17 protein-coding genes are annotated in these 23,031 nt (G+C 49.8%); 7 read left to right on the top strand and 10 right to left on the bottom strand.

From position 1 onward, the window contains the following. Nucleotides 1-15 precede the first annotated feature (15 nt). Complete coding sequence (locus EKK48_23575; protein ID RTL37667.1) at nucleotides 16-3,024, top strand: hypothetical protein; 3,009 nt, start codon at nucleotides 16-18, stop codon at nucleotides 3,022-3,024. A gap of 13 nt (nucleotides 3,025-3,037) precedes the next feature. Here the strand turns inward: EKK48_23575 and EKK48_23570 are convergent, their stop codons facing one another. After that, nucleotides 3,038-3,715 (bottom strand): response regulator transcription factor, encoded by a 678-nt coding sequence (locus tag EKK48_23570; protein RTL37666.1) that lies wholly within the window; start codon nucleotides 3,713-3,715, stop codon nucleotides 3,038-3,040. A 652-nt stretch (nucleotides 3,716-4,367) separates the two neighbouring features. Here EKK48_23570 and EKK48_23565 point away from each other — a divergent pair. Continuing rightward, a complete protein-coding gene (locus tag EKK48_23565) occupies nucleotides 4,368-5,108 on the top strand; it encodes a response regulator transcription factor (GenBank protein ID RTL37665.1) in 741 nt (246 codons plus the stop codon). A 173-nt stretch (nucleotides 5,109-5,281) separates the two neighbouring features. On the opposite strand, the gene EKK48_23560 is transcribed toward EKK48_23565, so the two are convergent. Further along, nucleotides 5,282-5,677, bottom strand: coding sequence for a RidA family protein (locus tag EKK48_23560; GenBank protein RTL37759.1), 396 nt, complete (start codon nucleotides 5,675-5,677; stop codon nucleotides 5,282-5,284). Continuing rightward, entirely contained in the window at nucleotides 5,677-6,681 is a 1,005-nt protein-coding gene (locus tag EKK48_23555) for a threo-3-hydroxy-L-aspartate ammonia-lyase (GenBank protein RTL37664.1), read from the bottom strand. The genes EKK48_23560 and EKK48_23555 overlap by 1 nt, the downstream gene beginning before the upstream one ends. 117 nt (nucleotides 6,682-6,798) lie before the next feature. On the opposite strand from EKK48_23555, the gene EKK48_23550 reads away from it, so the two are divergent. Beyond that, nucleotides 6,799-7,503, top strand: coding sequence for a transcriptional regulator (locus EKK48_23550; GenBank protein RTL37663.1), 705 nt, complete (start codon nucleotides 6,799-6,801; stop codon nucleotides 7,501-7,503). 3 nt (nucleotides 7,504-7,506) lie between these two features. Here the strand turns inward: EKK48_23550 and EKK48_23545 are convergent, their stop codons facing one another. The 6 genes from EKK48_23545 to EKK48_23520 form a co-directional block, all read right to left on the bottom strand. Beyond that, a complete protein-coding gene (locus EKK48_23545) occupies nucleotides 7,507-9,069 on the bottom strand; it encodes a hypothetical protein (protein RTL37662.1) in 1,563 nt (520 codons plus the stop codon). 91 nt (nucleotides 9,070-9,160) lie between these two features. Then, the gene (locus EKK48_23540) at nucleotides 9,161-9,499 is read right to left on the bottom strand and encodes a hypothetical protein (GenBank protein RTL37661.1); all 339 of its coding nucleotides are present in this window, start codon (nucleotides 9,497-9,499) and stop codon (nucleotides 9,161-9,163) included. Between the two features lie 140 nt (nucleotides 9,500-9,639). Beyond that, nucleotides 9,640-12,711: a HAMP domain-containing histidine kinase gene (locus EKK48_23535; GenBank protein ID RTL37660.1), complete on the bottom strand. Its 3,072-nt coding sequence runs from the start codon at nucleotides 12,709-12,711 to the stop codon at nucleotides 9,640-9,642. A 9-nt stretch (nucleotides 12,712-12,720) separates the two neighbouring features. Next, on the bottom strand, nucleotides 12,721-13,323 hold the full coding sequence (locus EKK48_23530) for a hypothetical protein (GenBank protein RTL37659.1): 603 nt from the start codon (nucleotides 13,321-13,323) through the stop codon (nucleotides 12,721-12,723). Between the two features lie 9 nt (nucleotides 13,324-13,332). Beyond that, entirely contained in the window at nucleotides 13,333-13,917 is a 585-nt protein-coding gene (locus tag EKK48_23525) for a hypothetical protein (GenBank protein ID RTL37658.1), read from the bottom strand. Nucleotides 13,918-13,988: 71 nt separating this feature from the next. Further along, nucleotides 13,989-14,603: a hypothetical protein gene (locus EKK48_23520; GenBank protein RTL37657.1), complete on the bottom strand. Its 615-nt coding sequence runs from the start codon at nucleotides 14,601-14,603 to the stop codon at nucleotides 13,989-13,991. A 409-nt stretch (nucleotides 14,604-15,012) separates the two neighbouring features. Here EKK48_23520 and EKK48_23515 point away from each other — a divergent pair, with 409 nt between their 5' ends. The 4 genes from EKK48_23515 (at nucleotide 15,013) to EKK48_23500 (ending at nucleotide 22,019) form a co-directional block, all read left to right on the top strand. After that, nucleotides 15,013-16,977: a hypothetical protein gene (locus EKK48_23515; protein RTL37656.1), complete on the top strand. Its 1,965-nt coding sequence runs from the start codon at nucleotides 15,013-15,015 to the stop codon at nucleotides 16,975-16,977. A gap of 135 nt (nucleotides 16,978-17,112) precedes the next feature. After that, nucleotides 17,113-19,038: a hypothetical protein gene (locus EKK48_23510; GenBank protein ID RTL37655.1), complete on the top strand. Its 1,926-nt coding sequence runs from the start codon at nucleotides 17,113-17,115 to the stop codon at nucleotides 19,036-19,038. A gap of 216 nt (nucleotides 19,039-19,254) precedes the next feature. Beyond that, complete coding sequence (locus tag EKK48_23505; GenBank protein ID RTL37654.1) at nucleotides 19,255-20,406, top strand: hypothetical protein; 1,152 nt, start codon at nucleotides 19,255-19,257, stop codon at nucleotides 20,404-20,406. 101 nt (nucleotides 20,407-20,507) lie between these two features. After that, nucleotides 20,508-22,019: a hypothetical protein gene (locus EKK48_23500; GenBank protein RTL37653.1), complete on the top strand. Its 1,512-nt coding sequence runs from the start codon at nucleotides 20,508-20,510 to the stop codon at nucleotides 22,017-22,019. 189 nt (nucleotides 22,020-22,208) lie between these two features. Here EKK48_23500 and EKK48_23495 read toward each other — a convergent pair whose 3' ends face one another. After that, nucleotides 22,209-22,967 carry a response regulator transcription factor gene (locus EKK48_23495; protein RTL37652.1) on the bottom strand — a complete coding sequence of 253 codons (759 nt, stop codon included), beginning with the start codon at nucleotides 22,965-22,967 and terminating at the stop codon, nucleotides 22,209-22,211. Between the last annotated feature and the right edge of the window lie 64 nt (nucleotides 22,968-23,031).

The raw sequence follows: 23,031 nt of genomic DNA, 5'->3' as shown, positions 1-23,031 counted from the left end.
ACTCCGGAATTTGGTGTGAAGTTTTTGGGTAAGTATGCAGGGAAGCGATTCGACTTGTCTGAGGTAGTCTATGCAGCAAAGCTGCCAGGCTTATATGATTTACGCATGAAGTTATCTCTGACGCAGAAAATATTGCTGGTTGTGGCGATTCCGCTTGCTATTCAAGTGACGTTTCTCCTATTTTTGTCGGACAACTTGAAGAAACTCGCCGACGAGCAGATTCTCGCAGAACATGATATCGAGACTGTCATGGCTCGTGACCGATTGTTCATTAATGAACGCCAGCTGCTGCTTCTTATGACGATGTATCTGGCAACCGTTGAGGAAAGTTGCGCACGCAAGTTCGAAGAAGCTTGTGCCGACACGCGTGTTATCTGCAACGATCTTTCGAAGCTCTGGATTGACAAACAGGAGCGCGCTCAGGGCTTGCAGAAACTCTGGAATATGAGTTCGCAACGAGACCGCATTGTGATCAGCCAGTTTGGGCATACGGGTCGGAGACAAACTGTCGGCGAGCTGATGGGCCAGGGTGTGGCCGGCGGTCGCATGATGATTGAACATAACATCAAAATGACCAAGGTGCCGTTTATCGAACAATATTTTGTTGAAGATAAGCAGAAAAAGCAGCAGGAAGATGAAGCCGTACAGTCGCGTATGCAATTTATCTATTCCATGCTCTACTTCGGACTTTTCGCCATGTTGCTTGCCAGCCTGGTAAGTGGGTTGATGTTTAGTTTCTCTGTTTCGCGCCGTCTGAAGACTGTTCTTGCAAACATCAATGCTCTCGCTGATGGCAAGAGCGAACTTGTCTCTATGAAGGGCGGGGATGAAATCAGCAAGTTGAATGCGGCGGTGGTGTCGACGGCGAATAAAATCAGAGATGCAGAAGAATTTCAGGCGCAAACGACTGCCATCATCGCAGAGGAGTTGAACAAACCTCTAGCCGAAGTAGAAGCCGCGCTGCAGGCTTTGCCTCAAGTAGGTTTCGCAAGTTTGAGCGAAAAGGGCTCAAGGCGGCTGAGCGATTCGCTCGCTGAAGTTAAGCGTCTTGGCTCGCTTGTTTTCGAATTGGTGAACCTGGACGCAGCCGGGCGGCGCCTGGACGTTCATATGCTCGACTTGAACGAAACTGTCAATAAATGTTTGAAGATTGTCGAACCTCTAACGCGGTTAAAGTCGATATCCATATCCACCCGTCGCGCTGATGATGTCACTGTCTTCGCCGATGCCGACAAAACGACTCAAGTTTTAATCAATTTGCTTTCTAATGCAATCAAATATTCTCCAGTCAATTCCACAATCGAAGTTGATATCAGTTCCTCCGAAAGCCAGGCTCGTGTATCTGTTCGCGACCAGGGGCCAGGGATTCCGGAAAAGTTTCATGCCAGAATTTTCGGACGCTTCGAGCAGGCCGAGAACCCGGGCGCTGAGCGACCGGCTAGCTCCGGGCTTGGTTTGCAGATAAGCAAGGAAATAATTGAATCTCAAGGAGGTGAGATTGGTTTCTCCTCCAAAATTGGTGAGGGGTCTACATTTTGGTTTTCGCTGCCGAAAAAGGCACCTGAAAAACACGCGCAGCGCGTCGATAAGAAGCTGAGCGTTGAGGAACGGGGGTGGAGACCTACAATTTGGAAGAAGGCATTGCTGGTGGTGGCGTTGCCGATGATTGTGCAACTCGTTACAGTATTTGCTTTGTTCAATTTCTTGCATCAAAACTCTGAGAAGATAGCAGAGATGCAAAAAATTCCGCGCGTCACTGCGTTGTGCGACATGCTCATGGCTAGTGTTGCCAAAGGCGGAATGTATGCCTTACTGTATAACGCCGACAGGCGTCAAGCCGACCTTGACGCAGCCAGGGCCGAAGACGAAAGCCTGCGCAAGAACATGGCTGAATTAGAAAAGCTAACGGCTGGTGAACCGATCACTGATGGTTTGACCCAAAAACTGCTGGATATGATTAGCGCTCATCTTGCTTTTCACGAACATCTGATCGATGCGCCGCAGGATGCGGATCTGACAACTTTTATCGGTGAACGAGGCACTGATAAGAAGGAAAGTCTCTTGATTGATGTACGCCGCCCGATGCACGATATGCTTTTGTATCAGAAGGATTTGATTGCCAGCAACGCTCTTGCTTCGGAGGAAATACGGCATGCGTTTTCAACGCTGTTGTTTGTGTCTGCTATCGTTGCTTCGCTCGTAGCCGCTGCTCTAGGTTTATTAATTGCGAAAAGTCTTACCAGCCGCGCAACCAGATTGTCCGACAGGGCGTTGCATTTTTCGGAACGTCGCGAGCTTCCTGAGCCGGAGCCAGGAGATGATGAGCTGGCGTTTGTTGAGCAGCAACTGTACGTAGCTGGAAAGAAGTTGATTGAATTAGAAGCTCTACGTGCCGAAATGATCGGTATAACCAGTCATGAGCTGCGGACGCCGCTAACATCGATCATCGCGTTGATTGAGGTTATGGAAGCGGGCGTATTTGGTGAGTTGACTGACGAGGGGCACAAGCTTCTTGCCAGTGCTCGCCTCGAGACAAGTGAGCTGATTGTTTTGATTACAAATTTGCTCGATCTTGAAAAAATGGAATCAGGCAAAATACTGGTGACCAAGCAGAAGATCAATGTCGAAACCGTGTTCGAGCAGATCAAGAACGATAATTTGCAGCCTGCCGACAATCGAGGTGTCATTCTTGAGATACAGAACTGCAAGCAAGAGCTGTTGGGCGACAGCAGTCGTCTCAGTCAGGCTTTGACGGCGCTGATTCGCAGCATAGTTGAGCGGTTGCCTGCGAAATCTTCAGTGTCGGTTGAGTGCAAAACCGTAAGAGATCAAATAGTCCTTGCAGTTGGCGCGCCTTATGGAATTTCCAAAAGTGGTTACTCGAACAAACATCGGGAGCTGGCGCGAGAACAAATGGCGATCAACCTGGCGCGACAGACTGCTCAGCAACACGGTGGAGACTTGCAGCTCACTACTTCTAATCGAGGTCGAACAATAGAGATTTGCTTACCGGCTGGCGCCTGAGTAAAAGATCCGTTCACTCTGGTATCTGCAACTTATAACCGACGCCATGAATATTCTGAAGCAGTTCGGGATAGCCGACTTCTTTGAATTTGTCTCTCAATCGGCGAATATAGACACGCACCGTATCAGGTGAAACGTCAGCCGTGCTTTTCCAGACTCTATCCAGTAAAGCTGTGGTGTTGAAGACCTGCCCTGGGTGTCGTATCAGAAAATCGAGAATAGAGAATTCTGTCGGCGACACTTTTATCGGTGCACCATTGACGGTGACAAGATGTTTGTCTGGATCGACTTTCAGAGGTCCGAATTCGACCACGAGAGAAGGCGCTACTTGTCCTCTTCGCAGCAGGGCTGACAGACGTGCCGAAAGTTCTCGCAGTATGAATGGTTTTGTCAGATAGTCATCGACTCCCGCACCAAAGCCGGCTTCTTTGTCTTTGATTTCGTCCTTTGCTGTCAGCATCAGCACTGGCGTGGTGCCTCCCTTCTCGCGATACCAACGGCAGACCTCAACGCCGGACATACCCGGCATTTGCCAATCGAGAACCATGACATCAAAGGTCTTGCCTTCCAATACTTCTTTGCACGCCGAACCGTTGTTGACCGCTTCCACTTCGAAATTTTGGCTTTCGAGCCAATCGGTAACTACTCCGCGCAACTGATCATCATCGTCGGCTACCAGTACCCTTGGCATGTGGAACTCCTAATTGCGTCCTGAAATATCATCCAACTAATCCTACCCAAAATGTACACGAAAGATTCCGTTTTGCTTCCCCTCTGCGCATGTAAATTGCGGAAAGATAAACGGAGACGGCAAAATGAATTCCGGTGTCATGAGTTATCAGAACAGTGAATTCTCAAGTAAGCCGCTCTGCAATCATTCGGCTGTAGTTTCTTATACTGCGAAAGAGTCCGTCTTCGGAGTTGTGAAAAATGGTGCTCGCCTCATCCGCTAGGCGTTAGTTTTGGTAGAAGCAATACGAGAGCAGCGAGTTATGACCGCTGCTCTCGTGTTTTTGCGTTCGGTTTTTGCAGAACTGCCGTATACGCAATTAAAGATGCAATCGCCCGCTCACTCACTGAATGACCGGACGACCCCTTTGCAAAATTGTCTATTGAAGTGAATTGTTGAAAAGGCGATTGCTCCTCGTTTGTGCCTCGCTGATTCCTTGTTTTCAACTGCATTGTTTATAACTTTGTCACCGTTAACAAATCTGGATTTTGTTGTGAATTTCTTGAGTAAACAGCCGGATCTCAATACCCAAACATTACACAACCTATTACGGCTTTATTCCTCGCTCGCGAAATAACATCAGGTTGTTCGGTTACCCGAGGAATCATAATCAATGCCTAAAGTTCTAGTTGTCGATCAAGACGAGAGCTTGTTGATCCAGATATGTAGTTGGCTTGAGAGCCAGCATCTGACTGTGGAAACAGCCTCTACTGGTGCGGCATGCCAGAAATTGCTGGCCAAACATCTCTTTGACGTCGTCGTGCTTGATTGGCATCTTGCAGCACCAACCGGTCTCGAAATGATCAAGTGGTTTCGATCCCGTGGAGGCAGAAGCCCGCTGCTCGTGCTAATGGGCAGCGACGATATCGAGGATAAAGTTGCGGCTTTCGCCGCTGGTGCGGATGATTGCTTGAGCAAACCATTGGCTCTGCGAGAACTGGCTGTCAGAGTCAACGCTCTGAGGCGTCGCAGCATGACTTCATATAGTCGCATTGTGGAAGGTCCGCTCACTATCGATCCGACTATGCATACCGCCTCTATTTCTGGACATATGTTGAGTTTGACCGCAACTGAGTTTGCCTTGCTCGAATATATCGCTCTGCATCCGAATAACGTGTTGTCTCCAACAGTACTCCTGAACAACGTTTGGAAAGATTCTATGGACACCTCATGTGATACCGTGCGTGCTTACGTAAAACGTCTGCGTCAAAAGTTGGAAGCTGTGGGCTACCGGAATCTGATTGAGAACGTGCACGGTGTCGGCTATCGGTTAAATACGACCGCTGCGGAGACGGCTCAGGTGGCTGGTTTTCCTGTTGGTTCACTTGTGTCGGCATTTGCACCGTATCAGTAGCGATGTTGGAAAGTTTTTGTCTAGCGAAATATCAAGTCGGTTTCTGCTGAAGAAGTAAGTTTCAGCGGAATCAATATGGTCAACAAGTTAAGCAGGAAGAGAGAGGTTTGGTCAGGGATGGCCATTCCTCTTCTCTAATTGCAAGATGTGAAATGGACGACGAATGAGGAATGTTAGCCGCTCGCTTCAATCGCAGGAACAATGGCAACTGCATTTGCCTCTATCAGAACTCCATAGTGTAGAGGTCCACAAGGGATGATCGATCGCGCCGGTTTATGAGCTCCAAGAATCTTCTGGTAGATGCCGTTTACGGATTCCCACGACCCTATATCTGGAATAAACAATTGTATGCTGACCAACTGCTGCAGATCGCTGCCGGCTGCACGGAGAACAGCGCTTAGATTCTCAAATAGTTGCGTTGCCTGGGCGGCGATGCCCTGCGGAATGAGACACCCTGTGTTCGGTGCAAGGGGTAACACTCCAGACACAAACACTAATCCGTTCACAACAACAGCTTGTGAATAATGTCCCGCGGGCAATGGTGCAGCACTGGTTTCAATAAATTGCATCATTCAGCGTTCTCCGAAAGAGCCGTATTGATGTAGCGAGCGAATGAACTGGCATCTACGTTACCGCCGCTCAGTATGACACCAACGCGAGCTCCGTCAAAATTGATAGCACGATTGAATACGGCAGCTGCAGCCAAGCAACCAGTTGCCTCCACGACCAATTTCATGCGTTCAGCAAAGAATCGCATTTGCTGGCACAACTGAAGATCGCTTACCGTAATGATGTCTTTTACATGGGCGCGCAGGATCGGTAACACCATCTGGCCAACGTGCTGTGTTCGTGCACCGTCGGCAATTGTGTCAGGCACTGGAATGGTTACAATCCGTCCAGTGCGGAAGGATTGTTGTGCATCGTTGCCCGCTTCTGGCTCGACCCCTATGACCTGGCACTTCGGAGAAAGGTGATGGGCAGCAATGGCTGAGCCGGAGATCAGGCCCCCGCCGCCGACGGGGACGAAGAGATAGTCGAGTTCTCCAACCTCCTCTATCAGTTCCTGCGCAGCTGTTCCTTGTCCGGCAATGACGTGGCGGTGATCGTGAGGCGGAATCAGCGTCAATCCGCGCTCGCTGGCAATTCGGGCCGCGACGGACTCTGGCTCTTCCTGCTCTCTGTCGTAGGGAATTACTTCAGCAGAGTAACCTTTCGTTGCCGCAAGTTTGATAGAAGGAGCATCAGTTGGCATGACGATGGTCGCTTGCACGTTAAGAAGGCGTGCCGCCAGCGCAATCGCCTGAGCATGATTGCCTGATGAAAAAGCAACCACTCCTCGCTGTTTTTGACGGTCGTCTAAGTGAGATATGGCGTTATAAGCACCGCGAAATTTGAAGGCGCCGACGCGTTGGAAATTTTCGCACTTGAAAAAAATCCTGGCGTTTGCCTGTTCATTAGCTTGCCGCGAGGTAATGACCGGAGTGCGGTGAGCAATACCGTGCAGTGTTTGGGCTGCTTCCTCTATATCAGCATAGGTAACCGCTAGCGACGTGGCAATAAGCTGTCCATTCATAGATGCGTTCCTCCTCCTGGTGGGTGACGTTTTGTATAATAGTGTGCAAATAGTCAACCGGGTGACATTGTGTCTAATAAATTACAAAATGTCAACCAAGAGGAAGTGAGGCGGTAGATGTCAAATACACAAGGTAATTCAAAGCGCAAAACAACCAGCGCAAAACAATCCGAATCTCCAGTTCAGACGGAGAACGCGCTCCTATTAAAGGAGTCGCGCAAGATTGTGGAAGCATTGGGACGGATGTTTGCCCCTTGTTGCGAAGTTGTGCTTCATGACCTCACGAATCCAGAACACGCGATACTGGCTATCGAATGTCCACTGTCTGGACGTCGAGTTGGTGAACCTGCAACCGAGATGGGATTGGCGCGCATCAACGATGCGTCTTTTCCTGATGTGGTTCAGAACTATGCCAACACCTTTCCAGATGGGCGCCCAGTCAAAAGCACATCAATCGGTATAAGAAACAGTCAGGGTACGTTCGTTGCCGCAATCTGTTTGAATCTGGACATCTCTCTTTTCTCGTCCATGAAGATGGTGATTGAACAGCTTACCTCGTCATATTCAAACAGCGCGCCAGTGCGGGAAACTCTGCGTTCACGCTCGCTAGACGAGGTGCGTAATGCAATCGGAACATACGCCGCTCAGCGTAACACACAGCCACGTGCTCTATCGACACAGCAGCGCCGTGAGGTGATTCTGCTCCTGTCGGCAGAAGGTCTTTTGCAACTGCGCGGGGCTGCCTCTACTGCTGCTGAACACCTGGGGATCTCGCGCGCCTCACTTTACAAAGTGCTGAAAAGCCCCTCAGAATTAGATTGAATTTTAAGTGGGCGGATTCTGTTCGGATAGTGCGAAAATTTGCCTTGCTGCTGCCTGGGTCAGCTCGTGATCATGCCATTTGTCGATATTTCCGCCCTTGAGCGTATTTTGTAATTCGCCAGCGTACTTGCTCAATGCCTGACGATATTCGTTGTTAGGTTGGACAGAATCGAGAAGCATCAGATTCTTGAAATAGACTGCATTGAAGAACGGCTCCTGCTCGTTGAAACGCCAGTCTATGGTTCCCTTTGCGATCTGATTGGCCTGGTCGAGATAGTTTTTGTCACCAGTGATCTGGTAGAGCATTGTCGCGTTACCCAGCATCAATCCTTGATTGTAGCTGAAGAGCGTTTCGTGATTGTCATTACTTCCGTTGGCATTAATGCCGTCAAGAAATAGTCCGTCTTTGTTTTTGAGCGTATCATTCATCCAGTTGTACTGTTTCTTTGCAAAGTCGAGATACTTTTCGTCGTGTGTCTGCTGGTATAGCTCTAGCGCCAGCTGTGTCCCTCCAGCGGTGCTCACAGCTGTGCGAACATCCTCACCCTGCTGCCAGAATAATCCACCTGGGTGCGGCAGATTTTCAGTTCCTTCAGCTGCGGACGAAACGTAATCGAACAGTTTCTTCGCACGGTCTAAATACTCTGGATTGTTTGGATTCTGTTTGTAAGCATCGACCATGGCAATTCCGATCCAGGCATTGTCGTCGTAGTAGCGCGAAAGGTCGCCGCGCGTCGTGCCACCGTAACTAGTGCCGTCCCAGAGTTCGTTGAGCCAGTCGAGGTCTTTTTTGAACTGCTCCGAGCCTTCACCACTGGTGGCTAGATCCGCTTCCAGTCGCTGCCCCCAGTCCCAGGCACTGACTGGATTTTTGCCTTTGGCGGCAGTAAGTAAATCGTTGAATTCATTCACGTCACGTTTTACAAGACCCGTCGCCGCATCTAGAAAATTTCCGTGTAGTAAATCTTTTCCGATTTGCACATCGCTTCTGATTATGTCGCCGGCCAGTTTGCCAGGTAGACCGTGCCAGATACCCGCAATCAAAGGATCATTCTTCTTCAAATCCAGCCAATCTTCGGTCGTTTGTCCGCTGCCTGAAAGCTCATGCGTCCTGCCTGCATTGAAGCCGCCGCTCTCATGTGTTGATACCGTGCCGTTGTCATTTACTGTCGGGATATCAATTTTGACGTAGTCGCCGCCCGAGTCCTGATGGTAGTACCAGGTGTCGTTGTCTTTATGGTATTCGAATGAAAAGCCGTTGCTGTGATACGCGGTAGGTTTTCCATCCGCATCGCGCGTGATGGTCAGAGCTGTGGCAGATGCTTCTGGTCCGCCGTCTTTTGGAGTTTCAGGAACTTTGGGAGCACCATAATCTCTCTGCCCAGGTTCCTCTCCGTGTATGGCCAAACTTGGCAGAAATTGATTTGTGTCCGAACCTTTTGATCCTGGCGCGCTTCCGTAGCCTTCTGCGAACAGTCTTTGAGGATCAGCATGAGTTTTGCTGTCGTTCTTGTGCGTCTGGTCTGAAGGTTTTGATGATTCCGGCGTAGCTTCTGTTTTTGACATAGTAAGAAATTGTCGTGAGAGTAAAAGTGATATCTGTCAGGTCTTAAATGCCTGTATCGGTCTTAGATGTCTGTATCGGTCTTAGCTGTGATCATCGCGGACTGCTGTTGAGTGGATGATCATGATGATTGAGTACTTTTCTTTGCAGATGATGTTCCTGCGGTGTGAAAGTGATGGTTCCTTTGCTGTCGACTTGAAACTGAGGGAACAAGCGATCGGGCGAACCAGGGTCGATATTCTGTGAAATGATTCGATCGAGTTTTGCTACTTCCTGAGCGCTTGAGCTTTCGAATTTGCCTATCTTGCCTTCTTTTAAATCATCTTGAATCTGCAACGCAATGTTAGCCCAGTTGTCCGGCGTCGATTGCAGCGCAGCATCGATGAGCAACAGTTCTTCTGGATTCAGCCCGTCGTAATCAACGTTTGCCATAAATCACCTCTGTGCCGTTTTCCATGCTTGGAAGCAGCATGCGCCGCGAAGCTAGAATAAATCCGTACAGCGTTGTGACTAATTTGGGTATGTGGGAGCGTGCCGGATTTGTGGAGCGTGCCGGATTTGTGAAGCGACTTTTAGAGCATGCCGACTGGAACTTTTATCCAGAAGGTATTTCCGGCTCCTTGCTGCGCCTCTACACCGACGCATCCGCCATGTTGTTCTGCAATTGCTTTTGTAATCGCCAGTGAGAGCCCTGAAGTACGGAATCTGCCGTCGTCTGAGCTATCCACTTGAATAAATCGATCGAAGATTCGCTTCTGCAGTTCGTCTGAAATGGCTGTTCCGTGGTCGACGAATCGAAATTCGATTGCGTTTTCAGCCGTTTTAGAGACTGTTAGACGAACAGTCTCATTCCCTGGTGATAGCTTGATTGCATTTGTCAGTAAGTTTGTCAGAGCCTGGCGTAAGCGACTTTTATCCGCGTGAATTTTCAGGCTGTCATCAAATTCGTCAATGACGAGTTGCACGTTTTTAGATTCCGCAGGCGCTGCAACAGCTTCCACTGCCGCCTCCACTGCATCTAGAATGTTGCACTCGGATTTGTCCATGATGAATTTGCCGGCATCCATCTTTTCAAGATCGAGCAGGTCGTTAATGAGCGCTACCAATTGACGCGCTTCTTCATCCGCGAGCTTCAGGCGCGATTGAGCTGAGTCAGACAGTTCGCCGAAGACTCCCAGGCTCAGAGCTTCTAACGTCGCTGAAATAGACGAAAGGGGCGTTCGCAGTTCATGGCTGACGATGCCGATCAGGTCGCGCTTAAAGTTGTCGAGTTCGATAATGTGCGTGCCCGTAGAAAACAAGACTCGGTCCAGGTAAGCGATTTCGTCATCGATGCCTCTTTCCGGCGCCGCCAGTGGTTCTCGTTTCACGATACGTGCAGTGTTGTTCATAACATGCTTGAGGCGGTCGGTAAGATTTTTCATCAGGAATACTACGAGAAAAATCGAAATTATGACGTTGACGATGAGTCCTGCCAGGAATGCGTTTTGAAGGCGCTTGACCATGTCGGCACGCTGATTCGCCAGCTCTTCACCGGTTACCTGCTCTCGTGCCATAACTCGCTCTTGTGCTTTGTAGACTTCAACCAGTGGTGTATAGAGTCTCGCGATGTGAGTCTTATCTTCAAGCAGTGAGACAATCTGGGTCACGACCGCATGTTGCTTGGTCTTGTCTGAGGCAAGAGCGTGAATTTGCGCAGCAGTAGGCATTTTCCCTTCTGTAAAATATGGTCGCAGCTCACTTGTAGCATTCGACTCGTGCAAGCGGTCTGCCTCTTCTTTGAGCATCGTTGAAAAGCCATCCAGAGAGGAGCGAATCTGTTTCAGATCCTCGGCAGACTGAGCGTTGGCGTCACTTAAAAACGTTCTTGCTTTTTCCAGTTGCTCCAGTGCTTTGCCTTTACTCATCTCGAACAGCTTCCAGAAAGAGGGACTCTTCGTATACGCGTACATGACGCCGCATCGCGCCGAATCGGTGTATTCGTCTGACATGTGATTGAGTGCTACGAGGGCGTTTTTTGATGCTTCTTCTCGTTGAACCTGTTCTCCTGCATGTTTGAACAGATCGACCAGTGACGCGATGAAGCACAATTGAAAGATCAGCGGCACCGAGATGATTACGATGCCCTGCATGAGAACGCTGAACTTTCCTTTTTTCTTTTTCTCATTCCGTTTTGTGGTTGCAGCAGCAGCAGGGGCGCCCACTTCCGCCTTTCGCTGATCTTGCGACAGATAGTTCTGTGTGGATTGTTCGAGCCCTGATGCGGGAATTTTGAACCAGAATGTTGTTCCCTTGCCGACCTCGGAGTCGACGCCAATAACGCCACCATGCTGCTCGATGATGGAGCGTGAAATCGTAAGACCCAAACCTGTACCCTTCTTGGTAGTTGCATCTTTGGCATCCACTTGTGTAAACGGTTCAAAGATCGTCTTCCGAAATTCTTCTGGAATGCCGCGCCCCTGATCGCTTACTCTGCACTCGAACCAATCGCCGCGCTGCACTGTTTGGACTATTACTTTTGCTTTTGCTGGCGAAAATTTGATGGCATTTGAAAGGAAATTGACGACTACTTGCACCAATCGGTCGTCGTCAGCAACGATTGTTCCAGTCTCATTCTTTACGACAATCTCGATGCCTGATTGGTTAGCCAGCTCCTGCACAGAATTTACAGCTGAATTTAAAACTCGTTGCACGTCTGTTTGTCGGGGGGATATTTTCAATTGAGATCTATCAAGCATGAGCAGATCGGTCAGGAGTCCCGCCAGTCGTTTGATACTCAACGCTGCGCCGTCAACTCTGTCTTTGGCTTTGCCTGCAAGCTCTCCGAACGCGCCCTGACTGAGTGAATTGAGAAACTGCCCGATTGAATTGAGCGGGTTACTGAGCTCGTCTTTCACTACGCCGATCATTCCTTTCTTGAATTCTTCAAGCTCTTTTATTTCCAGTGCCGACTTGAAAATAAATTGGTCCAGCTCGGCGATCTCGTCTTTCCCCTTCACCGGCGGTTTCAGGTCCGATCCATTGGCGAGGCTGAGGGTGTTGTCGACCATTTTGCTCAAGCGGAGCGTTACGCTCAAGCAGAAGAAGAGCATCAACGCGATGGATATAAGCAGCTCGCTGATCACGCCAGTATTGAGAGTCGCGATCTGCGCGTCCATCGCCGTCACTGCTCTTTTGGTTTGAACGTCGCTTGCATATTGCAGCGGTAGCAGCGTCTCCGATGTCTCGCTGAGGTCCTGTTTTTGTCCCAGACCCAATTGACAAATCTCTGTCAGCTCTTTGTCCAGCGCCCCGAAGAGCGTGGTTTGCTCGCCTGTTCCATGCAGTGGTGGCAAAGGCAGCGATGGATCCGCTTTCAAAAGTGCATGAATATGATCGACTGCAGCCTGCGAATCCTTTTTGTTGGACTGCCAGTTTTCTTTGTAGTATGGGTCGTTTGAGTATTTAAAAACCAGGTAGCAGCGCCTGGCGACGAGGTTATGACGATCTGCGGTGATGTAGGTGATGATTGAGTCTTTCAGTATCAATCCGCGTTGAACCAGAGTGTTTACTTCTGAAAGACCGTTGAACAGCCATAAAATAAAACAGATGCCAAATATCAGTGGAACGACAACAAGAATCAATCCTTTTGACAGAATTTTCATTCGTGAATTCTAGTGGTGACCTCGCGTGACCAGCTCAGGAAGAATCACGTTGCAGACTGGTTTGTTGTCTTTAGGCACGTATCCGGTTACGTTCAAACCCGGTGTTATCCAGCCGGGCAGAACGGCCGCTGCGATCGAGCAGGAGCCGTAGCTCCAGTTCCAGGGGCGCATTAAAGCAATCGAAGTGTCCGACATTTTGATGTTAACGGGCATGAAAGCGGGGAGGCTGGCTGACAACAGCGTTGGCACCGTTGCATCGATTGTGACTGAGCACACCGGGCGGGTGCCGACTTTGCCGGCGGCGCTGTGGTCGTTCCATTTCGAAGTCACGTTCAATGTAGTCGTTTTTACACTCATCTGGTTCAAGAGCAATCGCACTCTGTCTTCGATAAGTTGGGGCGCATTGGTTGTGTCTGGTGGCAAGTTGCTGCCGTATACGGCTGCCATGTCTGTCACGAAGCCAAGTTTTTCTTTGTTGTATGAGGCGGCCAATATGTTTATAAGCAAGACGACTGCAACAATCGTGAATCCGATAATGAGCCAGAGTCCGACCACGCCTTCGACTAATTCTGCGGCGCCGCGATTCTTTCTGAGCTGATTATGTAAATGCATAAACGTTCCTCAACGAATACGAATCATAATGCCCTGGTTTATAGTCCAGGCAGGCAATCCGTCGTCCGGCGGAATTAAACCGAGTTTTGTCACAGGGAAAAGAACGCTACCACCCACGATACCAGCTTGGCCGAGGATACCCAGTCCATAAGCTGTGTAATATGAGTGATTAGGAACGGATTCGGTGTCGGACATCTGCAAACCGGTGGGCATGACTGATGTGAAAGCGGCTGGAACAAAGGTGCCGATTGGTGCTGTGATGCCCACCTGCGCTGCCTTTTGCGTGCCATAAGGAACTCCGAGGTTGACGGTGACATCGGCGGAATTGACGCCCATATTGCTCAGAATTTGACGCGCAAAATTTATAACCTTCGGCGGCGCTGTTGCTTGTTCGCTTGGCAGAAACGATGTGGCATAGGCAGCTGATTGATTGGCTACAAAGCAGAGTTTTTCCTTCTGATATGCCGCAATTCCTGTGTTGATGAGCAAAAGCACACCTAGTATTATTCCGATCACCAAAATCATCAAGCAAACAATCCCTTGCAGAATTCCGGCGCCACGAGCGTTTCTGATTTTGTTTTTCTTTGAAGGCATAGCTTTCTCGAGTCGGGACTTGGGAATTGAAGAGGGTCTTTAAGGGTTGCCAGCGGTGTTTGTGTAATGCGTTATGGGTATCCTGGTATTGGCCACATGTTCACGATACTCATGCTCCAGGCTGGCAATCCATCATGCGGAGGCGCAATGTATCCGGTCAGGGGTTGGTGTTCAAATACTGGAAATGTCACCTTATCTACGAGCGGTGGATTGTAGAGCACTCCGTATTGTCTGAACCATGCACTCTGAGCAGTGACAGCGGAATCGGACAGAGTAACGTTTAGTGGAATCGTCGCATTGAAGCCTGCCGAGAGCAAAGTCGGAAAACTGACAGTCAGGTCAACCTTAACGCCTACGCCCGCATCGGGATCGATTGCAATTGGGGCTGGTCCAGCATTTACCGTTACTGTCGAAGCATTCAACCCCATTCGATCGATCATTTGTTGACCCATAGTCTGAAGGAGAGGTTGCACAGTTGGGTCGTCTTGAGGGGCTGGAAGGATGGCTGCATAGTAAGCAAGCTGTTGCGCCACAAAGCTGATTTTCTGTTTGTAATAGGTGACTCTGCCGACGTTCAAGAGCAAGAGCGCTCCGAACACTGTACCTATAACTATGATTAAGAGCCCAACGACAGTTTCAACCAGGCTGGCGCCACTCTGATGTCTTCTTTGTCGTTTGGCAATCATAATCGGCGACAAACTCCTGTGAATAAGAGTCCGAATTTAGTTCGTGCAACGATGCTACTCGACTTCTATCGACTCGTCTTCAGATCGCAGTCTAACATGTCGACTACAGACCCTCGATCTTAGCCATTGGTCGAATTTTGAGGGAAGGAGACTCGATAGGTTCCAGTCTACCTCAAATACCGATCAGTGCCTAGAAGATCGGCTGGGGCGCGCATATCCGGCCTGTTCTTGCGGTTGGGCTAAGGGCCGGTTTCCCCAAATCTAAAGCAGTCCTGAGGGTGCTGCTGTAAGATTCTGCTATGGTTTGCAGACTATTTTAGACGGGTCCGGCCACGTTATGGAAGCCGATGGGCAAAAGGGTTAGAATCGCTATGTATAAGATATCTCAGGCGTTTCTCGAGTTCTAGTCATGCAGCAGGGAAGCCTGAGACAATCGGTTCAATCCAGGATCGGGCTTTGCTTCCGCAGGATGCTCGCGGCCGCCATTGATCTGGCTTTGCTGCTTGTCATTGCAGTCGTTGCATTTGCTCCAATCATAGCTTCGCTTTGGCTGGCTGTTTTCGGCTATCTGGAAAATTTTGGACTGCTTTATACCGTGATGGTAGATGGTCTTTTGCTTTGCTTGATTGCTGTGAGCTGCGCATTTGCGTTTCTCCTGTTCTATTATCCATGCCACTTTGAGAGTTCTGATTGGCAGGGGACTTTAGGCAAGTACGTTCTCGGGCTCAGATGTTCAAGTGTGTCAGGGCAGAGGCAAACTTTCGGTCAGGCGGCGCGGCATGTACTCTTGCAGCCGCTTATCTTCGCCCTGCTTGTTTCCATTGTTTTGTTGATCATGTCCGGCACGTCTAGTCAACTTGTCAGCAGCCCTGCCGAGTTAAAGGCTTTTGGTGCGGCGGTTCCGTCCATGCAAGGCGAGACTGTTTTTCTGGTACTGGGGTTTCTGCTGGCACCATATCTAATGGCACTGCTGACGCCGCGGAATCAAACTCTCGCAGATTTGATGGCAGGAAGATTGGTTCGGGCAGAGGACGGCAGGGATAGGTTGTCTTCTAATGCGTCTTTGAATGGTTTGCTTCGGGACTATCTTTTGAAGTTGTTTTCTTCGATAGCCTTGTTGCCATCGAACATCTGGAAATGCAAGGGCGCACCGGTTCTGTTGGTTCTGGCGCTCTGGGCTTTTCCGCTGACTGTATGTATTAGTGCTCTCTTCACCTTCCCTGTCTGTATGTTCAAGGTGGAGCAGCTTGTTAGAGCGGCAGATTTGAACTCACTTCGAGAATACAATCGAGGCTCATTGTTCAGTCGCCTCGACTTGATCTATGGCTTGTTATCTAAGGATTTCGAAGGCTCCGCTGAATTCCGGCGCCGTTGCCTTTCCACTGCCATAATGTTGAAGCCAGAAGTATACTTCTATTGGTACTGGCAAGCGCAGATTCATTACGCCGAGAAGCGATATAGAGAAGCTCTGGCAGAGATTTCGCAGTCTATTCAGCTTTATGATAGAGGCAGCGTCAGTATTCCTCTTCAATCAATGTTCGGCACTTTTCGTGTACAAGTGGTGCCGGAAAAAGACGTCGAGGAGGGTTCGCTTTATTCAATGCGGGCATCGGTTTATCAACAACTAGGTAACAGCGTTGCTGCTTCTGAGAACTTAAACAGAGCTATCAGCGCTGCTTCTCATGCCGATGATTACAAACAGTGGCTTGCTTTACACGAGTCGATTCGAAAGCAAAAGGAGTCAGAAGTAAAGATTCAGCTGGCGCAGGCAACAGTAATTGCCAACGATGCTTACAAGATCTTGTTGAAAAGTCCCGCACGATTTCAAGCGAAGAAGGATATTTATAATCGAATCATCATGTTGAACAATGGTGGTGTAGATGACATTGCACGCCTTAATTATGATTCGGCAATTAAGCAGTTCAAAATGGCTATGGACCTAGAAGCCAGTCTTAATCGTGAGGAGGGCGTGGACGCTCACGACGAATTTTCAACAGCTTTTAAAAAATGGCAGATTGCATTGGACTTAAATAAGAGACATGATTTAGCCTCGCGCAATTTGTCTATTGCCTACAATGGCAAAGCGAAAAGCATAGCTAGTCCGCAGTTAGCTCTAACTTACTATCATCGTGCCCTGTTTTTTGACCCTCTCAACGAGCCTGCGCAAGTCAACATTTCAGACACAATCAGAAAGTTGGGTCTGGATCCTGATTCGTTTGGTGACCACGTCAAACTGGCAGAAAGTGCCGTTGCAAAGAAAGACTTAGAAGGTGCTGCGGTTGAATATGCGCTGGCTTTGAAAATAAAGGATGATGCGGAAGTGCGGGAAAAGTTGGGCGCCTTAAATAAACCGTACCCAAAAAATTCCCTTTAGGTACCGGAATTAGTTCCATCGCTTCTTCTACTATCGAAACGTTCGTAACGCAATTACTACTTAATGGCTGCGCTTCTAGATCGGTTTATCGAGAGTAGATCGGTGCGCCTCGCTTTGTTGAATGAGGTTCGCGGTATGGTTGCAGACACCACACGCAGTGTTTATAAAGCGGCTGATGATACTAATCTGCAGCAGCGTAACGAAACAGATAATCAAAGTTTGAACATGCTGTCCGTCGTAAAGCCGGGTGACTTCGGGAATATCTCTAAAGGTGTTAACACTGCGTCTTTGTATCTTCCTCACGATTTGCAAATCATTGATTCCAGTTCGAACAGAACTGGAGTTGGCAGTAAACCGAACGATCAGACAAACGCCGGCAATGCTTCAGAGTCCCCGGCATCAGCCACCGGATGCGATGAAGCTCATGGAGCCACTTCAGTAAAGAAGGACGATCAGGGCAAAGTCAAAGAGTACTCTAACGGTGACTACACGCTATCCAGGCACGATGATGGAAAGTGGTATTACCATCAAAATGGTGAAGGCCATGATTTTGTCGAGGTCAATGGCGACTCGATAAAGATGGATGAGCAGGGTAAAGTTACTTACAGCGAAAGTGGCTTATTCGGTAAAGATAACCAGACTTTGGGCAACGGAAGTACTGGATTTATGTCTTCAATCACAAGTGCTGCCAGTCATGTAGAGGATGCGGTTGTGAATCATCCCCTCGATACGTTCAATAGTGTCGCGTTTGCGCCAATAGCTGCTATGGACGCGCTAACAGGAACTCATGCAATTAAAGCTATAGGAGAAATTGAGAAGGGTGCCGTCGATGAGGTTATACATCACCCTGGTGAAATTCTGAAGGATGTGGCAATTGGCGCAGCCGTTGGTGCTCTTACTGTTGCTACTGGTGGTGGTGCGCTTGTGGCTCTGGGGCTCGGTGCGGCAGCGCTTGCGACTACAGAACTGGTGAAGAACGATGGGAGTATTGATGGTGTTGTTAATGATGCTAAAGCATTAGGAAATTCTGTGGTCGACTGGGGCAATGACCTGGCTGTCGTCGCCGGATCTGGTCCACACACTAAAGAAGAGGAGTTGTCTGCGGAGGCGGGTTTGCGCCAGTTAGGAGCCTTCGGAGCGCAAACTGCTGCTGGTATCGCAGGTGGCGTGGCAGGCGGAGCTGGCGTCGCGGCAGCTGGGTTGGACGGCGTTGTACCCAGAACTGCCGTCACTGTTGCATCTAAGTTCAAGTTGCCACTCCGGGCGACTGAAGAGCCTGGCGGTGCAGCTGAAGTGCCTGTGAGCGGAGAATCTCCTTCGGTACCAGGCAATCTTGTTCATCGAGTCGTGAAGGATGGCAGGTTGGAGATCGCTCAACCTACGGAAACTCTGAACCCGGGTGATACTTTTTTGCCAGCCCAAAACTTCGGGTTAAGTTATCGCGAGGTCGGTGATGCGATTGAGATAGCTTCTCCAGTTTCGACTTCCATGCCTGAGCAAGCTTGTCGCGGGTTGTCTGAGATTCCTGAGGGCGTGAGAGACGTCGTATTTTTAGAAGGAAATACTAAAATCCGTCTCTGTGAAAAGGTTACAGACCCTTACCCCCATCTTGCCGGTACCAAGCCTTCCGGCTATGACTCCAATTTGACATTCGAAAATAATCCTGCCTTTTACGACACCGGAAACAACGAAATTGTTTTGGCTCAGACGTATAAGTATGGACCAGACGGTCCACAAGTTTCTGCAATGGATGTAGCTAATGTCGTGCGACATGAGTTCGGACATGCATTCGATCGGGCCGAAAACTACATATCCCAGCGCACCTCATTTGATTGGGCGTGGCGGAAGGACGTGGAAAACATCAAGGCATTTGCTCAGAAGAAGGATATCGACCAGCTTGCATACTTCATAAAGAATGACTCGGAATGGAGTGCGCGCTCTGAGTCGTTTGCAGAAGGTTTTGCCGTATTGACTGGTCAAAGTCAGTTCAGCTCGTTGTTTCGGACCTGGCTACCCCAGACACTGAGTCAGATCCAGAGCCACATAGATATCGTGTCCTAAGTCGAGTCGGGTTGTTAGTGTGCAACTCGATATTGCATAACCAAAAAATTCACAATGTGTACCAGACTTAGTTCCGTTTTCAGCGATATTCTTAAAAGCATCAGCAGGAACTTACCAATCGCAAGACAATAAGCAATCGCAGAGCAATTAATGCTACCCGATCTGAGTTTTGTCGCCTCTACAGTCCTATTGCTGCAATCAGACGAGGAATGAGAAATGGCACCGAAATATGATACTGCCGACGCGCAGAATGCTTCCAAAGGCAAGGTCGACGATGGCGTCAAATATCTCGAACAGCAAGGTCGGACGTCGCAAGACATTCAAGCGTATGTTCGTGATCTTCGTCAAAATAATCCGGACCAGTATCGTGCAACGATTGATGCTGTCTATAATCAAGTCCATTCTGATGCGCGCAGCAATCCAACTTTGAATGGATTGCTTCCACAAATTGATCTTACTGACGCGGCTGTAGACCCAGATGGCGCCGCCGGTGATCGTGCCAACTTCACCGGTGATAAGGCTGTTGCTGGTGTGCAGGTTGACGATCGAGGATACGCCACCGGATATGGTGGAACTTCCGCTGATGGTAAAAGTGGAATGTTCATGGACAATGCGGGACGGACAACAGCATTCAGTGTCGGCGATAAAGGTGTTCAGGTCACCAGTACATCCCAGGACGGCTCTGTGGATACTTTCAACCACACCGATGTCGATCCGAAATCAGTAAAACTCGATCCGAATTCGGGTGAGTTGACGATGAATCGCACTGGTCTTGGCGATGGTCAACACGGTACTGTCACCGTTCATCCGGGCGGCACAGAGACAACCCAAATTACAAATAAGGACAACACTGTTACAACAGTCGATCGCGCCAGGGCCGGTGGCGATGTCACCAAGTTTGCCTCAAACGCTCCTGGTATGAGTGGGGTTCATTGTGAAGATGGGCAGTGGACTGGACTTCCCGGACAGGCAGATGGCAAGCAACCGCAGAACGTTCGCATCGAAGCAAATGGGCAGATTTCATATGATTTGCCACAAGGCTTCAAGGGGCATGAGGGCCAAACACACGTGACGCTTAATGAAAAGGGCGAGCCGACCTACGAGCAGAACCAAAATGGTACCAGAGTTAAATACGATAAAGATGGAAACGTCAATCAGTACAGCGTGCACAATGGGCAGGGTGATTACACTCTGACGCAAAGAGACGGCAAGTGGTACTACAACAGAGAAGGCAGTCAAACGTTTGTTGAAATCGTTGGCAGCACCATCAAGCTGGACAATGGCAAAGTTTCGTTCGAGGAGTCGCGCGGCGCGCATCATACAATGAGCAGTTCCGAAACAACCAGTGATGGCATTCACAACGACTAGCCAGGACTGTTTTGTCCCAAAAAATGCACAAATATTTCCGGCTTCGTTCCGCTGGAAGAGTTTAGAGTTGGAATTGTAATACTGGTAAGGTGACAAAGATCATGGTAGCACCAGCGATGGCACGAGTTGAAACAGCAGCGGCTGGTGCAACTGCGGCGCGCTCCGAACAAGCGATATCCGCTTCTCCTCGTATGACTGATTCGCCCACGGACAAGCTGCAAGCTGCCGCTCGGCCGGGTTCGCCTGAGGCGGCTGTGGCTGTTCCACAAGCTCAACCGGTAGCACCAGAGCATACTGTGGACAGGAACAGGTTTTATATCTCGCAAATGGGCGATCGCAAATTTGGCAGTGGCGGGCTCTTTGGCTGCGGCGCGACGAGCCTGACTATGGCTTGCGCAGACTTTAACGCACCGGGTTTTTCGCATCCGCCAACTGAAGATGAGCGTGTGCGTGTCATGAATGAGACTGGGGTGATGGCTCAAGGTCAGTTCCCGGGTGGTCCTTCGCTCATGGCGCAGGAGGCGCAGAAAAGGGGTCTGAGCGTTGAAGATAAGGCAAACTGCACTGATATAAACGCTTTAGATGAGCAGTTGGCGCAAGGGCGTGGGTGCATCGTCAATGGTCCGCATCATTTTATCTATGTGGCAGGAAAAGCTCCTGACGGCACGTACATAGTTGGAGACCCAGCCAGCCCCGGAGTTACGCACTGGACGAAAGACCATCTCTCGAGTTTCCTTACAAATTCGCCGGTAAAGGGTTTTACGGCGGTATGGTCAGGTGATGGTACCAATCAACCGCGTATTGTCACTAATGATGGTGGCGCCGGCAATACTGAGGCACCTTTTGTTCCACGCGGCGATCAGTCTGCGATTGGTCAGAGCGGCGGTGGCGGTGGTAATGGATCGATGTTCGGCGGTGATAATAGTGGCACAGGTGGTGGTATTCCACAGCGCCTGTCCGACACGCCTGCGGGAGTCGCCACGGGCAGTCCTGGTGCCGAGGAGAACCAATTCTATAATAGCTTGCCTGCCGATCAGCACTTGCTGATGTCCGCGCTGACTGACAAGATAGTCGGCAATCTGGCTAAGAATGCAGGTTCGTTCGACAGCATCAATAAAAATGATTCTGGTCACGGATTGTCGGTTGGAATGTTGCAATGGAATCAGAGAGTCGGAGGATTGCCTGAGCTTTTGCAAAAAATGTTGGAGAACGATCCGGAGTTATTCAAGAAATTGTTTCCTGATTTGTTCAAGCAGTTCGTTGGACCCGACGGAAAGATAGATGAGGAGAAGCTTCGTAACTTCGATTTCTCGGGCGGTCCCGAAGCCGACGCAATGCTTGGCGAACTGAAGAAGGGATTGAGCGATCCAAAAATGAAAGAGGTGCAGTTGGCTCTGGCTCGCGAAAATGTAGTTTCTGCTGAGAAGATTGGACTTTCAGTGGGAATCAAGAGCGATTCCGCTCTGGCTACTTTGTGCGATGCCCTCAATCAAGCGGGACCAAAAGGAGTGCAAGCGGCAATGGAGCGCGCTGGTTTGACGCCTGACAAGGTGGCACAGATAGGAGAGCCGGAGGCGCTAAAACTATTCAATCAATCACTGGCAATGAGCTGATTCGCGCGCATGGAGCGCCCGCGTCTCGCGGGCAGGCCGAATGGAGCGCCCGCGTCTCGCGGGCAGGCCGAATGGAGCGCCCGCGTCTCGCGGGCAGGCCGAATGGAGCGCCCGCGTCTAGCGGACAGGCCGAATGGAGCGCCCGCGTCTAGCGGACAGGCCGAATGGAACGCCCGCGTCTCGCGGGCATCACACCACGTTCAATTTATAACCAACGCCGTGTATGTTCTGAATCAAGTCGGGATATCCAATGCCTTCGAATTTCGCTCGCAGTCGCTTGATGTAGACGCGCACCGTATCTGGTGATACCTCGGATGAGCTGCTCCAAACTCGGTCCAAAAGCGCGTTCGCGTTAAAGACCTGGTTGGGATGACGTCCGAGAAACTCGAGCACCGCAAATTCTGTCGCTGTTAGTGTCAGCGGTCCACCGTCAACAGTGACGCTGTGGCTGTCAGGGTCCAGCACAAGAGGACCAACCTTGACAGTGCGCGATGCTGCCACATTTCCACGTCGCAGCAGAGCCCGCAAGCGCGCCGCCAGTTCTCGCAATTCGAATGGTTTGGTGAGGTAATCGTCTACTCCGGCGCTGAACCCGACTTCTTTGTGTTCGATTTCGTCTTTACCAGTCAGCATAATAATTGGCGTGCTGCCGCCTTTTGCCCTGAACCATTTGCAGAGTTCGATGCCGGAAGGTTCCGGCATGCTCCAATCGAGGATGAGCACGTCGTAGTCACCGGATAACAGATATTCTTTTGCTTCAGGTCCGTCGCAGGCGAGGTCTACGTTGTAATTCTCATGTTCTAACCAGTCACCCACGAGTTGGCGGAGCTGATTGTCGTCATCTGCTAGAAGCAATTTCGGCATTTTTCGGTCTACCTTTTCCCTGCAATGGGCAGCCAGGTCTAAACTCGACTTTTCATCCAGGTCTGAACGCGACCTTTCGCCCACTTGTCGAACGATCGTCTAATGATTGTATCCCATGCCTGAGACGGAACGTTAATCGCGCAGAAGA

The sequence above is a fragment of the Candidatus Melainabacteria bacterium genome (assembly GCA_003963305.1).
Taxonomy (GTDB): Bacteria; Cyanobacteriota; Vampirovibrionia; order Obscuribacterales; family Obscuribacteraceae; genus PALSA-1081.
Note: the sequence above shows the minus strand (reverse complement) of the source record. Positions and strands in the feature narration are given on the sequence as shown.

Coding starts and splice junctions, on each gene's coding strand:
- EKK48_23570 (RTL37666.1), bottom strand. CDS start 3,715: ATGCCAAGGGTACTGGTAGCCGACGATGATGATCAGTTGCGCGGAGTA.
- EKK48_23565 (RTL37665.1), top strand. CDS start 4,368: ATGCCTAAAGTTCTAGTTGTCGATCAAGACGAGAGCTTGTTGATCCAG.
- EKK48_23560 (RTL37759.1), bottom strand. CDS start 5,677: ATGCAATTTATTGAAACCAGTGCTGCACCATTGCCCGCGGGACATTAT.
- EKK48_23555 (RTL37664.1), bottom strand. CDS start 6,681: ATGAATGGACAGCTTATTGCCACGTCGCTAGCGGTTACCTATGCTGAT.
- EKK48_23550 (RTL37663.1), top strand. CDS start 6,799: ATGTCAAATACACAAGGTAATTCAAAGCGCAAAACAACCAGCGCAAAA.
- EKK48_23545 (RTL37662.1), bottom strand. CDS start 9,069: ATGTCAAAAACAGAAGCTACGCCGGAATCATCAAAACCTTCAGACCAG.
- EKK48_23540 (RTL37661.1), bottom strand. CDS start 9,499: ATGGCAAACGTTGATTACGACGGGCTGAATCCAGAAGAACTGTTGCTC.
- EKK48_23535 (RTL37660.1), bottom strand. CDS start 12,711: ATGAAAATTCTGTCAAAAGGATTGATTCTTGTTGTCGTTCCACTGATA.
- EKK48_23530 (RTL37659.1), bottom strand. CDS start 13,323: ATGCATTTACATAATCAGCTCAGAAAGAATCGCGGCGCCGCAGAATTA.
- EKK48_23525 (RTL37658.1), bottom strand. CDS start 13,917: ATGCCTTCAAAGAAAAACAAAATCAGAAACGCTCGTGGCGCCGGAATT.
- EKK48_23520 (RTL37657.1), bottom strand. CDS start 14,603: ATGATTGCCAAACGACAAAGAAGACATCAGAGTGGCGCCAGCCTGGTT.
- EKK48_23515 (RTL37656.1), top strand. CDS start 15,013: ATGCAGCAGGGAAGCCTGAGACAATCGGTTCAATCCAGGATCGGGCTT.
- EKK48_23510 (RTL37655.1), top strand. CDS start 17,113: ATGGTTGCAGACACCACACGCAGTGTTTATAAAGCGGCTGATGATACT.
- EKK48_23505 (RTL37654.1), top strand. CDS start 19,255: ATGGCACCGAAATATGATACTGCCGACGCGCAGAATGCTTCCAAAGGC.
- EKK48_23500 (RTL37653.1), top strand. CDS start 20,508: ATGGTAGCACCAGCGATGGCACGAGTTGAAACAGCAGCGGCTGGTGCA.